General features: G+C 44.6%; 12 protein-coding genes. 4 read left to right on the forward strand and 8 right to left on the reverse strand.

The genetic code is table 11. The features are described 5' to 3' along the window. Positions 1-20 precede the first annotated feature (20 nt). On the reverse strand, positions 21-1,277 hold the full coding sequence (locus FXO21_RS06725) for a sensor histidine kinase (RefSeq protein WP_149639375.1): 1,257 nt from the start codon (positions 1,275-1,277) through the stop codon (positions 21-23). Beyond that, on the reverse strand, positions 1,274-1,951 hold the full coding sequence (locus FXO21_RS06730; RefSeq protein ID WP_149639376.1) for a response regulator transcription factor: 678 nt from the start codon (positions 1,949-1,951) through the stop codon (positions 1,274-1,276). Before FXO21_RS06730 ends, FXO21_RS06725 begins: the two co-directional genes overlap by 4 nt. A gap of 163 nt (positions 1,952-2,114) precedes the next feature. Here FXO21_RS06730 and FXO21_RS06735 point away from each other — a divergent pair, with 163 nt between their 5' ends. Together FXO21_RS06735 and FXO21_RS06740 are read left to right on the forward strand one after the other, a co-directional pair. Further along, the gene (locus tag FXO21_RS06735; RefSeq protein WP_149639377.1) at positions 2,115-3,548 is read left to right on the forward strand and encodes a TolC family protein; all 1,434 of its coding nucleotides are present in this window, start codon (positions 2,115-2,117) and stop codon (positions 3,546-3,548) included. Between the two features lie 5 nt (positions 3,549-3,553). Next, positions 3,554-7,912 carry an efflux RND transporter permease subunit gene (locus tag FXO21_RS06740; protein ID WP_149639378.1) on the forward strand — a complete coding sequence of 1,453 codons (4,359 nt, stop codon included), beginning with the start codon at positions 3,554-3,556 and terminating at the stop codon, positions 7,910-7,912. Positions 7,913-7,965: 53 nt separating this feature from the next. Here the strand turns inward: FXO21_RS06740 and FXO21_RS06745 are convergent, their stop codons facing one another. From FXO21_RS06745 to FXO21_RS06760, 4 genes are all read right to left on the reverse strand, one after another. Then, positions 7,966-8,910: a hypothetical protein gene (locus FXO21_RS06745; protein WP_149639379.1), complete on the reverse strand. Its 945-nt coding sequence runs from the start codon at positions 8,908-8,910 to the stop codon at positions 7,966-7,968. Positions 8,911-8,915: 5 nt separating this feature from the next. Further along, the gene (locus FXO21_RS06750; protein WP_149639380.1) at positions 8,916-10,364 is read right to left on the reverse strand and encodes an MBOAT family O-acyltransferase; all 1,449 of its coding nucleotides are present in this window, start codon (positions 10,362-10,364) and stop codon (positions 8,916-8,918) included. 879 nt (positions 10,365-11,243) lie between these two features. Continuing rightward, positions 11,244-11,819, reverse strand: a complete 576-nt coding sequence (locus FXO21_RS06755; protein WP_149639381.1) for a DUF4136 domain-containing protein — start codon at positions 11,817-11,819, stop codon at positions 11,244-11,246. A gap of 206 nt (positions 11,820-12,025) precedes the next feature. Further along, positions 12,026-13,393, reverse strand: coding sequence for a Gfo/Idh/MocA family protein (locus FXO21_RS06760; protein WP_149639382.1), 1,368 nt, complete (start codon positions 13,391-13,393; stop codon positions 12,026-12,028). Positions 13,394-13,530: 137 nt separating this feature from the next. Here FXO21_RS06760 and FXO21_RS29170 point away from each other — a divergent pair, with 137 nt between their 5' ends. Both FXO21_RS29170 and FXO21_RS28710 read left to right on the forward strand, forming a co-directional pair. Further along, on the forward strand, positions 13,531-13,983 hold the full coding sequence (locus FXO21_RS29170) for a DUF6934 family protein (protein WP_409014746.1): 453 nt from the start codon (positions 13,531-13,533) through the stop codon (positions 13,981-13,983). Further along, on the forward strand, positions 13,980-14,129 hold the full coding sequence (locus FXO21_RS28710; protein WP_192579173.1) for a hypothetical protein: 150 nt from the start codon (positions 13,980-13,982) through the stop codon (positions 14,127-14,129). Before FXO21_RS29170 ends, FXO21_RS28710 begins: the two co-directional genes overlap by 4 nt. Positions 14,130-14,133: 4 nt before the next feature. Here FXO21_RS28710 and FXO21_RS06765 read toward each other — a convergent pair whose 3' ends face one another. Both FXO21_RS06765 and FXO21_RS06770 read right to left on the reverse strand, forming a co-directional pair. After that, on the reverse strand, positions 14,134-15,066 hold the full coding sequence (locus tag FXO21_RS06765; protein ID WP_149639383.1) for a sugar ABC transporter substrate-binding protein: 933 nt from the start codon (positions 15,064-15,066) through the stop codon (positions 14,134-14,136). Positions 15,067-15,204: 138 nt separating this feature from the next. Then, positions 15,205-16,152, reverse strand: coding sequence for an ABC transporter permease (locus FXO21_RS06770; RefSeq protein WP_149639384.1), 948 nt, complete (start codon positions 16,150-16,152; stop codon positions 15,205-15,207). Positions 16,153-16,220 lie beyond the last annotated feature (68 nt).

The raw sequence follows: 16,220 nt of genomic DNA on the forward strand, positions 1-16,220 counted from the left end.
TCTTCGCGATAGAAAACTGATTACAAAATGATTATTTTGTGCATATTGCCTGTATTCAAATAGGCAATATGCAGGCCGCAACTGTCACAGATTTCCTTTACAATAGCAAGCCCAAGTCCCAGAGATTCCGGGCTACCCGATTCTTTCTTAAATCTTTCAAATAATCTTTCAGGATCAATATTCAGATTTGCGCCTGTATTGCTGATACTTAGTAAATCGGGTCCGGATTCAATATTAAGGGTTCCTCCTATATAGTTATGCCTGATCGCGTTGCTAAGTAAATTTGACAAGAAAATATCCGCTAATGTCGGCGACATTACCCAGTGAAAACTACCTTCCTCCTTTATGTGGACAGTTATTCGCTTATGATTGAGAATATCTTCATAATCTTTTAATTTATCCTGCACCAACACGGTCAGATTTAGCTTTTTCTGTTCAGCGAACTGCTGGTTTTCAATCTTAGCCAGCAACAATAACCCCTGGTTCAACCTCGACATTCTTCGCGCCGCGTGGTATATCTCCTCTATCCAATGTGTCTGATTCTCACTCAGATCCCGGGATTGGATAAATTGCTCTACCCGCGCGTTGATCAGCGCAAGCGGAGTCTGGATTTCGTGGGAGGCATTTTCAGTGAATTCCCGCAGACTTTTGTAATCGTGCTGCATTTTGGAAGCCATTTTGACCATCACTTCATTCAGCTCATTGAACTCCGAGATTTCACTGCTTTCAAATTCCAGTTTGCTGTTCTTTGTCCAGTCAAAATCCTTGATACGGGCGAGTGAACCATAAAATGGCCGCCACAATTTCCCCGACAAATTTCTTTGAAAAAAGAACATACCGACCATCAAAAGCGCCAGGAAGGTGATCATAGCCGCAGAAATCGCCTCAATCAGTTTGTAGGATTCCACAATGGATTTCCGGATCGCGACGCGGTAAGGCGAGCCACCGATCAGCGTATAAAAAGTGAGTTGCCGGAACGGGTCCATACTTTCCTCATATCGATTGTAGATCAGCGTATCGGTAAAGGCTGTTTTATTCTCAAATTTCCCAAAAACAGGAACTACCTCGATTTTATTTTCGACAAAGTAAGAGTTGTTGGTCCAGGTATTATTCGAGCGGAGATAAGTCTCGAAATCGCGTTTTTCTACCATCAGACGACTTTCTACTTCATCATAAATCATGAAGGTAATGATCCAGTAAAAGGCAATACCTACCGCCAGATAAATGAACAGCGAGGCGAGCAGGTAGATCCGGCTTGTCTTTTCGAGCAGTTTCAAGGTGCAGTAAATTTGTATCCTATTCCGTATATAGACTGAATGTAGTCTTTCCCGCCTTTTTCCAAAATCTTGCGCCTCAGGTTTTTAATATGTGAATAAACCATATCGAGCGAATCAGAAGAATCCATATGATCGCCCCACAAATGTTCCGCAATCGCTTCTTTGGTCAATGCGACATCGATATTTGACAGAAAATAAAGCAGCAGATCGTATTCTTTCCGGGACAGTACCGTGTCTTTTTCGTGAATAAAAACTTTTCTGGAAGGAAGCTGCACGCGGATTTCTTTCCAGATCATATCGTTATTCCCCCCAAAATTCCGACGACGGATCAGTGATTTCACGCGCGCGTTGAGTTCCGACAAATGAAATGGTTTGGTCATGTAATCATCCGAGCCAATTTCCAGCCCTTTGATCTTGTCTTCCAATGTATTACGGGCCGAAATGATAATTATCCCGGTTGCCGCAGCTATCTTTTTGAGAGTTTGCACGATATTAAAACCGTCTCCGTCAGGCAGGGTTAAATCCACGATCGTGCAATCATATTGGTACAAACTGATCTTCTCATCCGCCTGCCAGAAAGTGTTGGCCACTTCGCACACGAAACCCTCTTTCGACAGATAATCGACAATGCTTTCGGCCAGCCCTTTTTCGTCTTCCACTACAAGTACTTTCATCTTATCCGATTGAATTGCGTCAAAAATACGCCCCGAATCTGGAAACATTTAGGAAGATAATAATTTATCGCACAGCAGCTTGCTACCGGTGCTTTTCCCAAATGTTTCCAGAATTGGCCAATAGTTTTGGCCAAAAATAATTTACCGGAATAGCAAGCATCCTATGTACCGACTCCGTTTCAAACCATTTCCACCGGGCAGAAAATCTGCGCTCGTTCCCGAAAATGCCTTCAAGCTGATAGCACTGCTCCTCATCCTTTGTGTAAATGCAAATGCCCAGCAAGTGCAGTTGCAGGAACTTTTGGAAGAAAGTAAACAGAATTTCCCCTTTCTCAGATCCAAACAGGCCGAGATAAGAAGTGCCGAAAACCGCATTAAGTCTGTCAAAACCGGCTATCTGCCTGCGTTGATTGTGCAGAACCAATATACTTTCGGTACCGATAACAGCGTGGCCGGCTCTTTTTTACCAAACGAAGGCAGCGCCATTTCTCCGTCGGGCGGTATCAGGCCCGAGAATATTTACACAGGTACTTTCGGAAGCTTTACTACCGCGCTGGTCGACTGGCGTGTTTTCAATTTTGGTAAGGTAAAAGCAGAAGTCAATGCTGCAAAAGCAGACCTGAACCGAAGTCAGGCTGATTATGAAAACGAGCTTTTCCAGCATCAGGTGCGTGTTATTGACGCTTATCTGGTTCTTTTGATCAATCAAAAGCTCGTAGAAGCGCAGCGGCAGAACCTGCAACGCGCGACTGTTTTCAAGAATGTTACAGACGCGGCTGTCAGCTCGGGCATGCGTCCTGGCGTTGATAGTTCGCTCGCGGCCGCCGAATTTGCAAAAGCGCGGCTGCTTCTGCTGGAAAGCCAGCGCTCGGAAAAGTCACAGCGGCTTCGTTTATCCGAGCTGACAGGCGAACTGCGTGATAGTATTCAGGTCGATAGCATGGGATTCTATTCCAAATTGCCTGTTGCCAGCGGCGCAGACGATGCATTTCTTAAAAACCCTGCATTGCGCTTTTCGCAAGCCCAGCTGGATGCATCCATGGCGAGAACTCTGGCTATTAAAAGGTCATTTTTGCCTTCCATCTCCTTAACTGGCGCGGGTTGGGCACGGGGATCGGGCATTTCCAACAAAGACGATTCCTATCATACCAGCTTTTCGAGCGGGGTTAACTACCAGGTTTATAATTATTTATTCGGGATTTCTACCCGCTGGAACCTGACCAACATTGCCAGGGTAAGAAACGATTACAAAAGCGAGCAGTTCCAGGTGGAGCGTTTCAAGGAAATTTATCAAACCCAAAAATTACAGCTCGACCGCCAGGCGCGCGAAGCTGAAATGCAGCTGGCGCTTTCCATGGAGCAGGCACGGCTTACCCCGGTACAGCTGAATGCGGCGCAACGTGCTTTCAACCAGGCAGAAGCCAGGTACCAGAGCGGGTTAACCGACCTTTTCACATTGGCCCAGAGTGTCAATGCATTGAACCGCGCGGAAGTTGACAAGTTCGTAACCAACGGAAACGTCTGGCGCTCGCTGCTGATGAAAGCGGCTGCGGCGGGGGATATCTCCATTTTTTTGAATCAGGTAGAAAATAAATAATCCTTATGTATCAACTCATTCGAACCGCACTCCGACAACCGATTTCCATTGTCGTAGTTGTAATTGGAATCTTATTCTTTTCGGTACTATCAATCCGCAGTATTCCTGTCGACATTTTCCCAAATCTGGATTTGCCCACTATTTATGTAGTGCAGCCTTACGGTGGTATGGCGCCTGACCAGATGGACGGATTTATTGCTACGCGTTACCAGGATCACTTTCTGTACGTTTCGGGAATCCGGGATGTAGATGTAAAAACGATCCAGGGGCTTTCACTGATCAAACTTTCCTTTTATCCGGGAACAGATATGGCGCAGGCGGCAGCCGAGGTCGCAAATAACGTATCACGGGCAAAAGCTTATATGCCCGAAGGTACTGTGCCTCCGCAGGTAGTACGGTTTGACGCGAGTTCTGTGCCGATCGGACAAATGGTTTTTGAAAGTTCTTCCCGTTCTTTGAATGAAATCCAGGATTTTGCTTCGTCGCGGGTACGGCCAATGTTCAGCCGGATTGAAGGCGTTTCCAGCCCGCCGCCATTTGGTGGAAACCAGCGTACGATCGTAATCCGCGTCGATCCCGAGCGGATCAGAAGCTATCATTTGACGCCAGAGGAGATCATTAAATCCATCATCACAAATAACCAGCCTTCGCCGGCGGGTAACATCCGAATGGGCGATCGCACTTTGATGACGCCGGTTAATTCCCTGATCAAAAAACCGGAGGATTTCCTCAATATCCCGATTCGCATTGGCGCAGGCCCGACGGTTTTTATCCGCGATGTAGGTACCGTGGAAGACGGCGCCGACGTGACGGTCAGTTATGCATTGATCAATGGCCGCCGCGCGGTTTATATCCCGGTTGTTAAAAAATCAGATGCCTCCACGCTCGATGTGGTGAACAATATCCGCGCTGCATTGCCGCAGCTCAGGAATGCAGTGCCGGAAGATGTGAAGATATCGTATGAATTCGACCAGTCTGTATACGTAACCAACTCGCTCAAAAGCCTGATCACCGAAGGTATCCTCGGCGCATTGCTCACCGGGTTAATGGTACTTCTCTTCCTCCGCGACTGGCGTAGTGTGATTATCGTGGTAGTCACGATCCCTATATCGATTTTGTCCGCAGTGATATTGATGAATTTGTTTGGACAAACGATCAATATCATGACTTTAAGCGGCCTCGCACTGGCGATTGGCGTATTGGTCGACCAGGCGACGGTGACGATTGAAAACATTCACCAGCACCAGGAAATGGGCAAACCCAAGGAACAGGCGATCTGGGATGCTTGTAAAGAAATCGCATTTCCCGAGTTCCTGATCCTGCTGGCTATATTGGCGGTATTTGCGCCTTCATTTGTTATGAGTGGCATTCCGAGATCGATGTTTTTACCCCTTTCGCTCGCGGTAGGTTTTGCGATGATCGCCTCGTTTTTGCTTTCACAAACGTTGGTGCCGGTACTGGCCAACTGGCTTCTGAAAGATCACCCGCATCATGAAGCGCCCACTTTGGCACTGGATAGCCAGGAAATAAATGATGTGATCGAAGAGGGTGCGCACCCTTCCCTGCCTCCTACCGGATTTGAAAAGTTCAAGCTGAAATATCTGAGCGTTCTCTCGGGTATTATGGGTCGCGGAAGACTTGTAGTACCGGTTTATTTAGTTGGAACAGTATTATTGATTGTAGGTGGCTTTCTGCTGATCGGTACCGATATTTTACCAAAAGCAAACAGTCACCAGTTCCAGATGCGCCTGCGGGTACCCGACGGAACGCGCGTGGAACGTACTGAACAGGCGACATTGAAGGTATTGAACCTGATCAAATCGGAAGTAGGTAAAGAACATGTGGAAATTTCGTCCGCCTATGTTGGTACGGTGCCCTCAAGTTACGGTACTTCCAATATTTTCGTGTTCAACAGCGGCCCCCATGAAGCGGTATTACAGGTTTCGCTGCATGAAGATTTTCCTGTAAAAATGGATGCATTGAAGGAAAAGCTGCGCCAAAAAATTGGCAAAGAAATCCCGAATCTCACCATATCCTTTGAACCGATCGAGCTGGTTGACAAGATCATGAGCCAGGGCGCTTCCACTCCAATCGAAGTAACTGTGGCAGCGAAAGATGTGGAAGAGGCTGGCCGGTTCGCTAAGAAAATTCAGAAAGAAATGAAGCAGATTGCATTCCTGCGTGATGTGCAGATCGCGCAGCCACTGGAATATCCTGTTCTGGACGTAAAAATCGACCGCGAACGGGCCGGGCAACTAGGTATTACCTCCACGCAGGTAGCGAGATCGATGGTTGCAGCAACCTCTTCCAGCCGCTTTACGGATAAAAATCTTTGGCTAGATGATTCAAAGGGGCTGGCTTACCAGGTGCAGGTTCAGATTCCGGAATATCAGATGACTTCGGTGGAAGATATTGGGACAATCCCATTGAAAACAGGCGTAAGTAACCCGCTGCTGGCCGATGTAGCCACTTTCTCTGAAAAAACAGCCCCCGGCGAATACGACCGCGCCGGCCCGAACAGGCTGGTAACTGTTACCGCGAACATTCATCAAAAAGACCTCGGCGCCGCTTCCACTGCGGTTAAGAGTGCGATCAAAAATGCGGGTGAGCCTCCGCGGGGGGTATTGGTGGAACTGAAAGGACAAACTGATCTGCTCACCGAAACACTGAGTAGTTTGCAAACCGGACTTTTGATTGCGGTTGTAATCATGTTCCTGCTGCTTGCGGCTACCTACCAGTCTTTCAAGCTATCGCTGGTGGTTCTATCGACGATTCCTGCGGTTGTTGTAGGATCAATCGGACTGCTATTGCTGACCGGCGCTACGCTGAACCTGCAATCTTATATGGGATTGATTATGTCGGTCGGCGTATCGGTTGCGAATGCGATTTTGATGGTAACCAATGCAGAAAACCTGCGACTGAAATTACAGGATGCAGGTAAGGCAGTAATGCTCGCAGCCGGCAGCCGGATCCGACCGATTTTGATGACGAGTATTGCGATGATCGCGGGAATGATCCCGATGGCGTCGGGGCTTGGGGAAGGCGGAGATCAGATTGCCCCACTCGGTCAGGCGGTGATCGGCGGACTCATCGCGTCTACATTGGCTTCACTGCTCATCCTGCCTGCTGTTTTCACGATGGTACAAAGGAAAGCTTCTGTGCATTCCGTTTCCCTTGATCCAGAGGATCCAGATAGTAATTTTTTCCGCAAAAAACTTCAAACATCGATATCCATGAATACCCTGAAATCTCTTCTAATCATTCTGACGGTTACTATTGGAATGAGTGCGTGCAGTTCCGAGGCAGAAACGAGTAAGAAACACGAGCAAAAAGCTGAACAACGTGCTGCTGTGGAACTTGCGACGGTCCAAAGCCTGAAACCGGCCAAACAAATTGCATTGCCCGGCGAATTGAAACCGTGGAATAAGGTAAGTATTTATCCGAAAGTGAAGGGATTTGTCAAAACCGTGCATGCAGACAGGGGAACAATGGTTCGAAAGGGTCAGATTCTGGCGGTTCTGGAAGCACCTGAAATCCTGGCGGAACTGAGTCAGGCGAAAGCGCAACTGATCGCTGCGGAAGCAAATTTGCACGAAATAACCACGAAATATCAAACCAGCGCATTGACTTACAGCCGATTAGTGCGAACCAATAAAACAGAAGGCGCCGTGTCTCTCAACGAACTGGATTTGGCGAAAGCAAGAGTGCTAACCGACAGCTCGGCGACTGCGGTTGCAAGAGGAAATGTGCAGGCGGCGAAATCATTTATGGAAACAAAAGCGGAACTGGCGAGATACCTGACCGTAACAGCGCCATTTGACGGAATTGTGACGGAGCGGAATATCAGTCCCGGTGCCTTGGTCGGACCCGGCGAAAGTAGCGCGAAGCCTTTGTTTATGCTCGAAGACAACACAAAGCTGCGTCTGACACTCGCTATTCCCGAAAACCTTTCCAGTGCGGTCCCTGCAAAAGGCGAGGTAAATTTTACGGTGTCGGCCAGTCCGGAAAAGCAGTACAAGGCAGTTTACGCCAGAAGCTCTCGCACATTATCCGAAGAACATCGGGCTATGATCACTGAATTTGATTTTATCAACAAATCAAATGAGCTGAAAGCGGGCATGTACGCACAGGTCTTGCTCAATACCGAAAGATCGGCTAATACCCTGTTCGTCCCTGTCACTTCGGTCGTAAATTCCAGCGAGCAGGTTTTTGTAATCCGTGATAAACATAATAAAGCGGAATGGGTGCCTGTAAAAAGGGGAACTGTTGTAGACACGCTTGTAGAAGTATTCGGGGACCTGCACGCAGGTGATCAAATTGTGAGAAAGGCTTCGGAAGAGTATCGAAACGGTGAGAATTTGTAAAAAGTTGGCTTATCGCCAACTTTTTAACTTGTGATCCTTTATTTAAGAAGAGGCTATTTTTTCATATTTTCACTAATAAATTGTTGTTTGTCAGACTGAGTTAATAAGCCTTTATTTATAAGGCCGTTAAACCATGTAGAAAATCTTCTTGCACCCCGAAAATTTAGGTGTCCAAGGTCGCCGAACTCCGAATTTGCTACGGGAAAATCTTTGAAATCTAAAAAATCTACATGATCAAACCTAGTTTTAAGTACCTTTTGAAATAATTTTTCATTAGAAACCATTGGGTGTCTTTTATGAATTGGGCTTCTAACCAGGTATACCTTTACTTTCTTCGATTCACAAAATTCAATTATTTTTTTCAGGTAATTCAAGTTGTATTCAGAGGTATGCATTCCAGTAGTCGCTGTATTTGTATTCGTACTTAATTTTTTAATTTCTTTATTAACATCATTTTTGATTAAGTACCGGTACGATCCTCTATTTGCCACATAAGAATAATTGGATGTAGCTATAATGGTAATATTTTGACGTAAATTCTTTTTAATTCCACTAACAAGCCCAACTGGATTTTTATCTAACAACAAACTAAGCCCAGCCGAGTCTATGAATGACCCGTAAAGTTGGTACTTAAAGGGCAAATACTTATCTCCCCAAATCCAGTCAGTCATGATCGAGTCTACCTGATTGTTTGTAAACTCTATGAAAATTGACTTTATGTTACTGTTATTATTAATTAAGGGCTTTAAAGTATAGTAATTATAAAAATAGGATGTTCCGGAAGAGGCCATATTTTTACAATTTGTTATTATAGTGTCATTATATGCACATTCCGGATGTGAATGACCAATAACAATTTTATCAATATTTGAATTTACTTTGTAATTCGTTTTATCTATGATTGAACTGCTTGTAACATAGCTACCTAAGATAAAAATCATAAATAAGCCCGCTAACACTGCAAAGAAAATAGTGATGTTGTATAAAAAATTTTTCATTTAAGCTAAAATTGGAAATAAATAAATGTCTGATTTTCTCCTGTAAATAAGAAAATCAGAATAACTACTGAATAATAAAATCCCCAACGTACTGGCTTGATCCAAGTTGTTCCCAATTTTTCGATAGCGTATTTTTCTTCCCTCCCTTGCCATTCGATTAAAACAAATAACCCTAGCAGAATAGTTGTAACCAGAGATTTTTTATCTCCTGCAAAACTGGGAACTGTGAACAATGAAGTTGAAAATATCTCAGCTATATAATTAAAAGCGTGCGACACATTGTTCGCCCGAAAGAATATCCAGGCGAGTACCGTTAATGCAAAAGTCGATATAATAGCAAAAAATTCTCTTAAAGTCGGAAACAGTCTCCCTTTTGCTACAATATCGAGATTATTTCGATTCGTGTTGAAAATTATTGATGGCAATATATAAATGGCATTTAATACTCCCCAAACTATAAATGTCCAATTCGCGCCATGCCAAAAGCCACTTACTAAAAAAATAATAAATGTATTTCGTACTTTCATCCATGTGCTTCCTTTGCTGCCTCCCAATGGAATATAAAGATAATCTTTAAACCAGGAGGAGAGGGAAATGTGCCATCGCCGCCAAAATTCTGCGATGTCACGGGAGAAGTAAGGGAAGGCAAAATTTCTTAAAAGATCAATACCAAATAATCTGGCTGTACCTAAGGCTATATCGGAATATCCTGAAAAGTCGCAGTAAATTTGAAATGTGAAGAACAACGCTCCTACCACCAATGTACTTCCCGAATATGCATCAGAATTATTAAAAATTGTATTTGCATATTCAGCACAATTGTCCGCTATAACAATTTTCTTGAACAGGCCCCACAAAATTTGCCGAAGACCGTCAATTGCTTTTGAAGAATTGAATTTTCTCGCCTTAGTAAGTTGAGGCAGAAGATGTGTCCCTCTTTCAATTGGTCCGGCTACAAGTAAGGGAAAAAAGCTGACAAATAGGGAATAAGGAACGAAATTCCTTTCGGGCTCAAACCTGCCCTTATAAATGTCGATCACATAGGATAGTCCGTGAAACGTATAGAAGGATATACCTATCGGTAATATTATCTGCAAGGTTTCAAAATTAGCTCTAAATCCCAATAACGCTAATCCATCGGCAAACGAATCGGCAAAAAAGTTGTAATATTTGAAAATACCAAGAAACCCGAGATTGATACTTATGCTTAGCCATAACCAAAACTTCTTACTTTTATGATTAGAAGCTTCATGTATCTTAATTCCAGTGAAATAATCTAATAAGGTAGAAAAAACCAGCAGTAGCATGAATCTCCAGTCCCAGCAGGAATAAAAGAAATAGCTGGCAAATAGTAATACGATGTTTTGCAGTTTTAGATTTTCTTTGGCAATAAACCAATGTATAAAAAATACAATTGGTAAAAATAAAGCGAAGTGTATAGAGTTAAAAAGCATATTATCTGTTTCTAAAATTTGACGACGTCCATATAAAATTTGACTTATGGAACGAATAATTGACAACTAAAAGGACAGGAAATATACTCTAAGAACTATTGGTTATGCAACTTTTCGTGTTGACGAAACCGGATCTCAACAGAGTAATGCGGAAAGCATATATCCAGCTCAACACTCCTTCAAATGGTGCATAAGTGGCCATTTTCATACAGTTCAACGTCCAGGTCATTAGCTCGCCTGGAAGGCTCCGGGGTAAGATCGAGTACAGGGACTCACTTACTAAAGAGGACACAGATGAACAGTTCTCTGTTGCCTTGATTTCGCAGATTTTGTCTGCAACCTTCTTTGCATCAATCAAGAAACGAACAACGAAGATTGAATCAGCATACCTCCTGACGAAATGCGTTGACTTAGATTTATCGCGTACTTCATTAAATAAGTCACGAGTATGTAGAAATTTTTCTAGTGTGATCTCTTTATCTTCAAAAATGACAGGAGCCACGTTTGGGGTTATAGGCATGTATTACATTACGGTCCAGAGAGTTTCCAGCAAGTTACATTAATTTCTCATTCTCAACAGTTTCCAGGAATAGGGAATTATTCGAATATTTTTTAACGGTATCAGATTGCCTGCGCCGCCCTCTATTATACGTTGCCCTGTGAAGTAAATTAGGGATCGTCACGGATACCGGGATAAAGCATTAGAAACAGCTGGTATCAGAACGTGCGTTGCGCAGTCAGTCGAAAGGGATTCGGCTAAATATGCCTGCGGTCAGGTAAAATGGATTTAGGGAGTTTAACTTCTTCAATAGGTACAGTACCTATAAAAACAACGAGCCGCTCAAATGAACGGCTCGTTGTTTAACACTTTGAATTAAATTACTTTCTGCTATACGTATCCTGCGTTGCTTGCGGGAATGTTCTCAGAATATCGGACATGGTGTTTTTAACCATTGTTTCACGATCTTCTTTTTTGGTAGGCGCCTTTACTTTTCCCGAAGCCCAGCCTTGCCAGATCATCCTGTCGCTGTTTTTCTGATAAATATTCAGGATAAAGCGGCTTTCCTGGTAGTTATAAGTGGAAAAATTGTTACCGCCCCCGTACCACCACATATATGGTGAGTACATATTGTTGGATCGTACCTGTTGACGGTCTTTTACGTCTGTCATAAAGCGCACGATCAGTTCAGGACTTTGCTGGTCGTATTTATAACCTTTTGCCTCCATTACTTCTTTCACCGCGTCACCCAGCCTTCTCCGGTTCAATTCGCTGCCTAGCAAAGGATCGGTTTCCATATTATGTTCCGCTTCCACCTTGAAGGTTTTGAACTGCTTTAAATTGACGGATGAATCGTAATCGTAACTGACCTGAAGGGCCTGGCTGCACGCCATGACCAGTACTCCCGCCACTACCGCAGTACCTGCGGATTTCATCAACTTCACTATGTTTTTCATCTTTTGATTGAACGTTTAGTTTAACAATATATCTGACAGCTTCCGAGGGTAAAAGGTTTAAAATGATCGGAAAACAATCTATAAACTCCATTATTGTCAAATTGTTATGTCCGACTATAAATTTCATATCAGCAACAAAAAAGCGCCCGGATTTTGCCGGACGCGATGCACTGGAGTATTCGGGGACCACAAGCTTTTTAATCGAACTAAACGGTTTTATAGTCGGGATGAATGTAGGGTGAACGGTAAGCTCTTGCCAGCAATCCGGTCGCTTCTCTATCCCCAACAATTTCGCGTTTTACAGGATCATAAACAAGCGACCTGCCGGTTTTCATGGAGAGATTTGCAAGGATACAGCTGGCTGTCGAAATATGACTTTCCTCAATATCCGCCACGGGCTTGCTGCTGTTGTCGATCGCACTCAGGAAATCAAGCATGTGCAATCGGGTAGCCGGCGCGGCATTTAGCTCTATCTTGTCTTCTTTCAGATCTTCCGGATACTTTTCCTTTTCGTAAACCACATCTTTATGGATCTTCTCGCCTTTACCTTGCGGGATGAAATCGTATGCCATGGTACTCGCCCAAAGCGTCCCTTTTTCGCCATATAACGTAAACGACCACGGATAATCGGGATTGTTCGGTGTCCCCCAGGTGCGGTGCTGCCAAACACAGTTCAATTCGTCGTATTCAAATATGGCTGACTGCGTGTCGGATATGTTAGACTTACCTTCTTTCTGGACATAAATACCACCAGTCGAACTGATTTTTTTCGGCCAGCCAAGTTTAAGCATCCACCGGACTGTATCAAACATGTGTACGCACATATCTCCGGTAATGCCATTTCCATATTCCATAAATGTGCGCCACCAACGGATATGCGGCAGTCCGTCGTACGGCCTGAGTGGCGCGGGGCCGGTCCATTTTTCGTAATCGAGGAAGTCAGGCACTTTTTCAAGGGGCGGGTTGCCATTGTTTCGCATATGAAAGTAGCAGCACATTTCCACGTGGGAAATTTTGCCTAACAGGCCCGCGTCGACAATGTTTTTCTTTGCTTCGATTAAATGCGGAGTGCTTTTTCGCTGCGTTCCTACCTGCACCACTTTTTTATACTTGCGTGCGGCAGCAACCATTGCCTCGCCTTCCATCACATCCACACTGATCGGTTTCTGCACATATACGTGCGCCCCGGCTTTCACGGCATCGATCATTTGCAATGCATGCCAATGATCCGGCGTACCGATGAGTACAATATCCATTTCATTTTCGGCAAGCATTTTCTGATAATCGCCGTAAAGTTTTGGTACTTTACCCGATTTCTGCCGCTGGCTTACCAGCTTGCCTGCTTCGTTCAACTGGTTTTTATCTACATCGCAAAGCGCAAGCACTTCCACGGGAGCTACCTGGATCAACCTGAACAGATCACTTTTTCCATACCAGCCCGTACCGATCAGTCCCACGCGTAAAGTTTTAGCCGGGTTGATCAGGTCCATTCCTCTTGCGCCAAAAGTAGAAAGCGCCAGCGCCGCCGTTGCACCATGCAAAAAACTGCGGCGGTTGATGTTGAAATTGTTCATTCGTTGATTGTTGGTTTATTCGAAATCAATATGAAATGCTATTAAAAGCGAATGCCGGTCGTGGATTTACTTTACAAAAACAACTTGTTACTATTTATCAAGTCTGACGTCTAATGCTTGTATAACTGAAAACAGCAATGAGGTCAGACTTTTACCCATTTACGCATGACGAGTCCTGTCGTTATTTTGAATTTATAAGTAAGGGGAGTTGCAAAGCAGACCGGAAAATTGTGATCTATTCGCCGGTAGCGGCAAATTTTAATCAATACAACTTGTTTCTCGGGCACCTCCTAGCAGACGGAAATTTATGCGATTTAACGATCACTAACAATGGCGATATGGAAACTATCATAGCGACCGTCATTCGGACAATATCACTTTTTCTAGGCAAGTATCCGCAGAGGTCAGTATATTTTACGGGCAGTACCCCTGCAAGGACCAGGCTTTACAGGGTGATTATCAGTCGAGAATTTCTGGAAGTCACAAAATATTATGAAATTTATGGAGTCACAAAGGATAATGAAGAACCTTTCGAGCCCAATAAAAACTACATTGGATATATAGTTAAATCAAAACGCACAATAAAATGAACACGATAGACAAGTCAAAAAGAAGAATTCCCAGGGAAGTGATTATTTATCCGAGTCTTGACGCGGCTGTCGAAGCGAAGCTGAAAATCGCCCGTGAACAGCTAAAAGGAAGAGATCTATCCTTTCTCGATAAGGATAGGAAGTAAACTACTACCTCAAAAACTCCCCCACGTTGTCCTTCGTAACAAGCTGAAAAGGGATCAGGACCTCTTTGTCAAAAGCTTCTTTCCTGGCAGCCTTCACCGCCGTTTCAATAGCTTTGCTTCCTTGTTCTTTTGCGTTTTGGAACACGGTGGCGTTCAGTGTTCCTTTTTTTACTGCCTGCAATGCATCAGGAATAGCATCCACGCTGACTACAATCACTTTGTCTTTCAATCCCGCAGCTTCCAGTGCTTTTACCGCGCCCATTCCCATTTCATCGTTTTGCGCAAAAATGGCGTTGATCTGCGGGCCGTAAGATTGAATCCAGTTTTCGGTTAGAGACATTCCCTTCGCGCGGTCCCATTCGCCGGTCTGCTCGGCAAGCAATTTCAAACCCGGATTTGCTTTCAGGATTTCCTTTGCTCCCTTATCTCTTTTCAATTGCGCAGCTTGTCCCATAAAGCCGTGCATCATCAGTATATTACCTTTTCCACCCAGTTTTTCGGCCAGATATTTCATCGCAATGCGAGCCGATTCCGTATCGTCGGATCCGACGAATGCAGTTGGTTCCGCAGAAGTTTCTGAATTGACATTGATAATAGGGATATTTGCTTCCATGGCCAGTTTGACGGCCGGTGAGCTCGCCTCCACTTCGCACGGATTCATAATAATAGCATTAACCCCCTGTGCAATAAAGCTTTCGACCTGTTCCACCTGTTTCAAAGCCGAGCGTTCGGCGTCTACCGTGATCAGCTCCACGCCCAGCTCTTTTGCCTTGGCCTCCATTTCATCGCTCACATTCACAATAAATTCATTCTGCATGCTCAGCATAGTAGCACCAATCACCAGTTTTTCTCCGCCTTCGGATCCTTTTTCAGAAGACTGATTACAACCAGCCAAAAGAGCAGTTGCGATAAGGGTAGTTAAAATTGCATTTTTCATAAGGTTATCAGCATTCGGCTATCGGCCGTCGAGTTTATATTTTGATAAAATCATTAAACCTTCCTCCCTTTTCTCCTTCCTCCCTTTTCTCCCTCCTCCCTTTCTCCTTCCTCCCTTTCCTCCCTCTCCTCCATTCAATCATTCCTTCTTCCCAAAACCATCCAGCACCACAGCGCCGATAATAATGGCGCCCATTACGACCTGCTGGTAATATGAAGTCACGTTAAGTAAGTCCAGACTATTGCTGATCACGCCGATCAAAAGCGCTCCTATCAACGTGCCGGTCATAGTGCCGGTTCCGCCCGAGGTACTGGTGCCGCCGATAATCGCAGCAGCAATTGCGTCAAGTTCAAAACCCGCACCTGCGTTGGGCTGTCCTGTTGTGATCCTGGCGGTAAGCAAGATTCCGCCGATTGCAGAAAGTATTCCGCAGATTGTATAAACCCACATTTTCACATTCCCAACGCGAATACCCGAAGCACGCGCGGCTGGCTCATTACCGCCAACCGCATACATATATCTGCCCAAAACAGTTTTATTCAGAATCACTGCGCAAACGATAAATGCGACAATCAGAATGATTATGGGAAATGGGATTCCCAAAATATTACCCCCTCCGATAAAATTGAATGAATCAGACAAATTAGAAATCGGTCTGCCTTTACTGATAATTAAAGCCAGGCCACGCCCGATCGTCATCGTCCCGAGCGTTACAATGAATGGAGGCACTTTGCTTTTTGTAATGACTAGTCCGTTAAATGCTCCGAAAAGCAGCCCGGCACCAATTCCGGCCAGCAGCGGAACCGCCAGCGGATAAGTATCAGGATGCGCAAAAGTGGCCGCGACTACGCCCGTCACTGCTACCATCGACCCTAGAGAAAGGTCAATCCCGCCGGTAATAATCACAAAAGTAACTCCAAATGCCAGCAGTGCATTAATGGAAACCTGTGTGCCGATAATCAATATATTGGAAACCGTAAAAAATCGTGGCGTGCTGAAAGCGAGTACAATGCACAGCAAAAGGAAAGCCAGAAAAATGCCGTAGCGGCCAATATTTGTCAGACGGAAATTGGAATAGGAGTTCATGTTTTGGCTGGTTGGGGGGCGGTGTCAGCTTTTAGCTTTCAGCTATTAGCCTTTAGCTATTAGCTTTT

The organism is Dyadobacter sp. UC 10 (assembly GCF_008369915.1).
Taxonomy (GTDB): domain Bacteria; phylum Bacteroidota; class Bacteroidia; order Cytophagales; family Spirosomataceae; genus Dyadobacter.

Coding starts and splice junctions, on each gene's coding strand:
- FXO21_RS06730 (WP_149639376.1), bottom strand. CDS start 1,951: ATGAAAGTACTTGTAGTGGAAGACGAAAAAGGGCTGGCCGAAAGCATT.
- FXO21_RS06735 (WP_149639377.1), top strand. CDS start 2,115: ATGTACCGACTCCGTTTCAAACCATTTCCACCGGGCAGAAAATCTGCG.
- FXO21_RS06740 (WP_149639378.1), top strand. CDS start 3,554: ATGTATCAACTCATTCGAACCGCACTCCGACAACCGATTTCCATTGTC.
- FXO21_RS06745 (WP_149639379.1), bottom strand. CDS start 8,910: ATGAAAAATTTTTTATACAACATCACTATTTTCTTTGCAGTGTTAGCG.
- FXO21_RS06750 (WP_149639380.1), bottom strand. CDS start 10,364: ATGCTTTTTAACTCTATACACTTCGCTTTATTTTTACCAATTGTATTT.
- FXO21_RS06755 (WP_149639381.1), bottom strand. CDS start 11,819: ATGAAAAACATAGTGAAGTTGATGAAATCCGCAGGTACTGCGGTAGTG.
- FXO21_RS06760 (WP_149639382.1), bottom strand. CDS start 13,393: ATGAACAATTTCAACATCAACCGCCGCAGTTTTTTGCATGGTGCAACG.
- FXO21_RS29170 (WP_409014746.1), top strand. CDS start 13,531: ATGAGGTCAGACTTTTACCCATTTACGCATGACGAGTCCTGTCGTTAT.
- FXO21_RS28710 (WP_192579173.1), top strand. CDS start 13,980: ATGAACACGATAGACAAGTCAAAAAGAAGAATTCCCAGGGAAGTGATT.
- FXO21_RS06765 (WP_149639383.1), bottom strand. CDS start 15,066: ATGAAAAATGCAATTTTAACTACCCTTATCGCAACTGCTCTTTTGGCT.
- FXO21_RS06770 (WP_149639384.1), bottom strand. CDS start 16,152: ATGAACTCCTATTCCAATTTCCGTCTGACAAATATTGGCCGCTACGGC.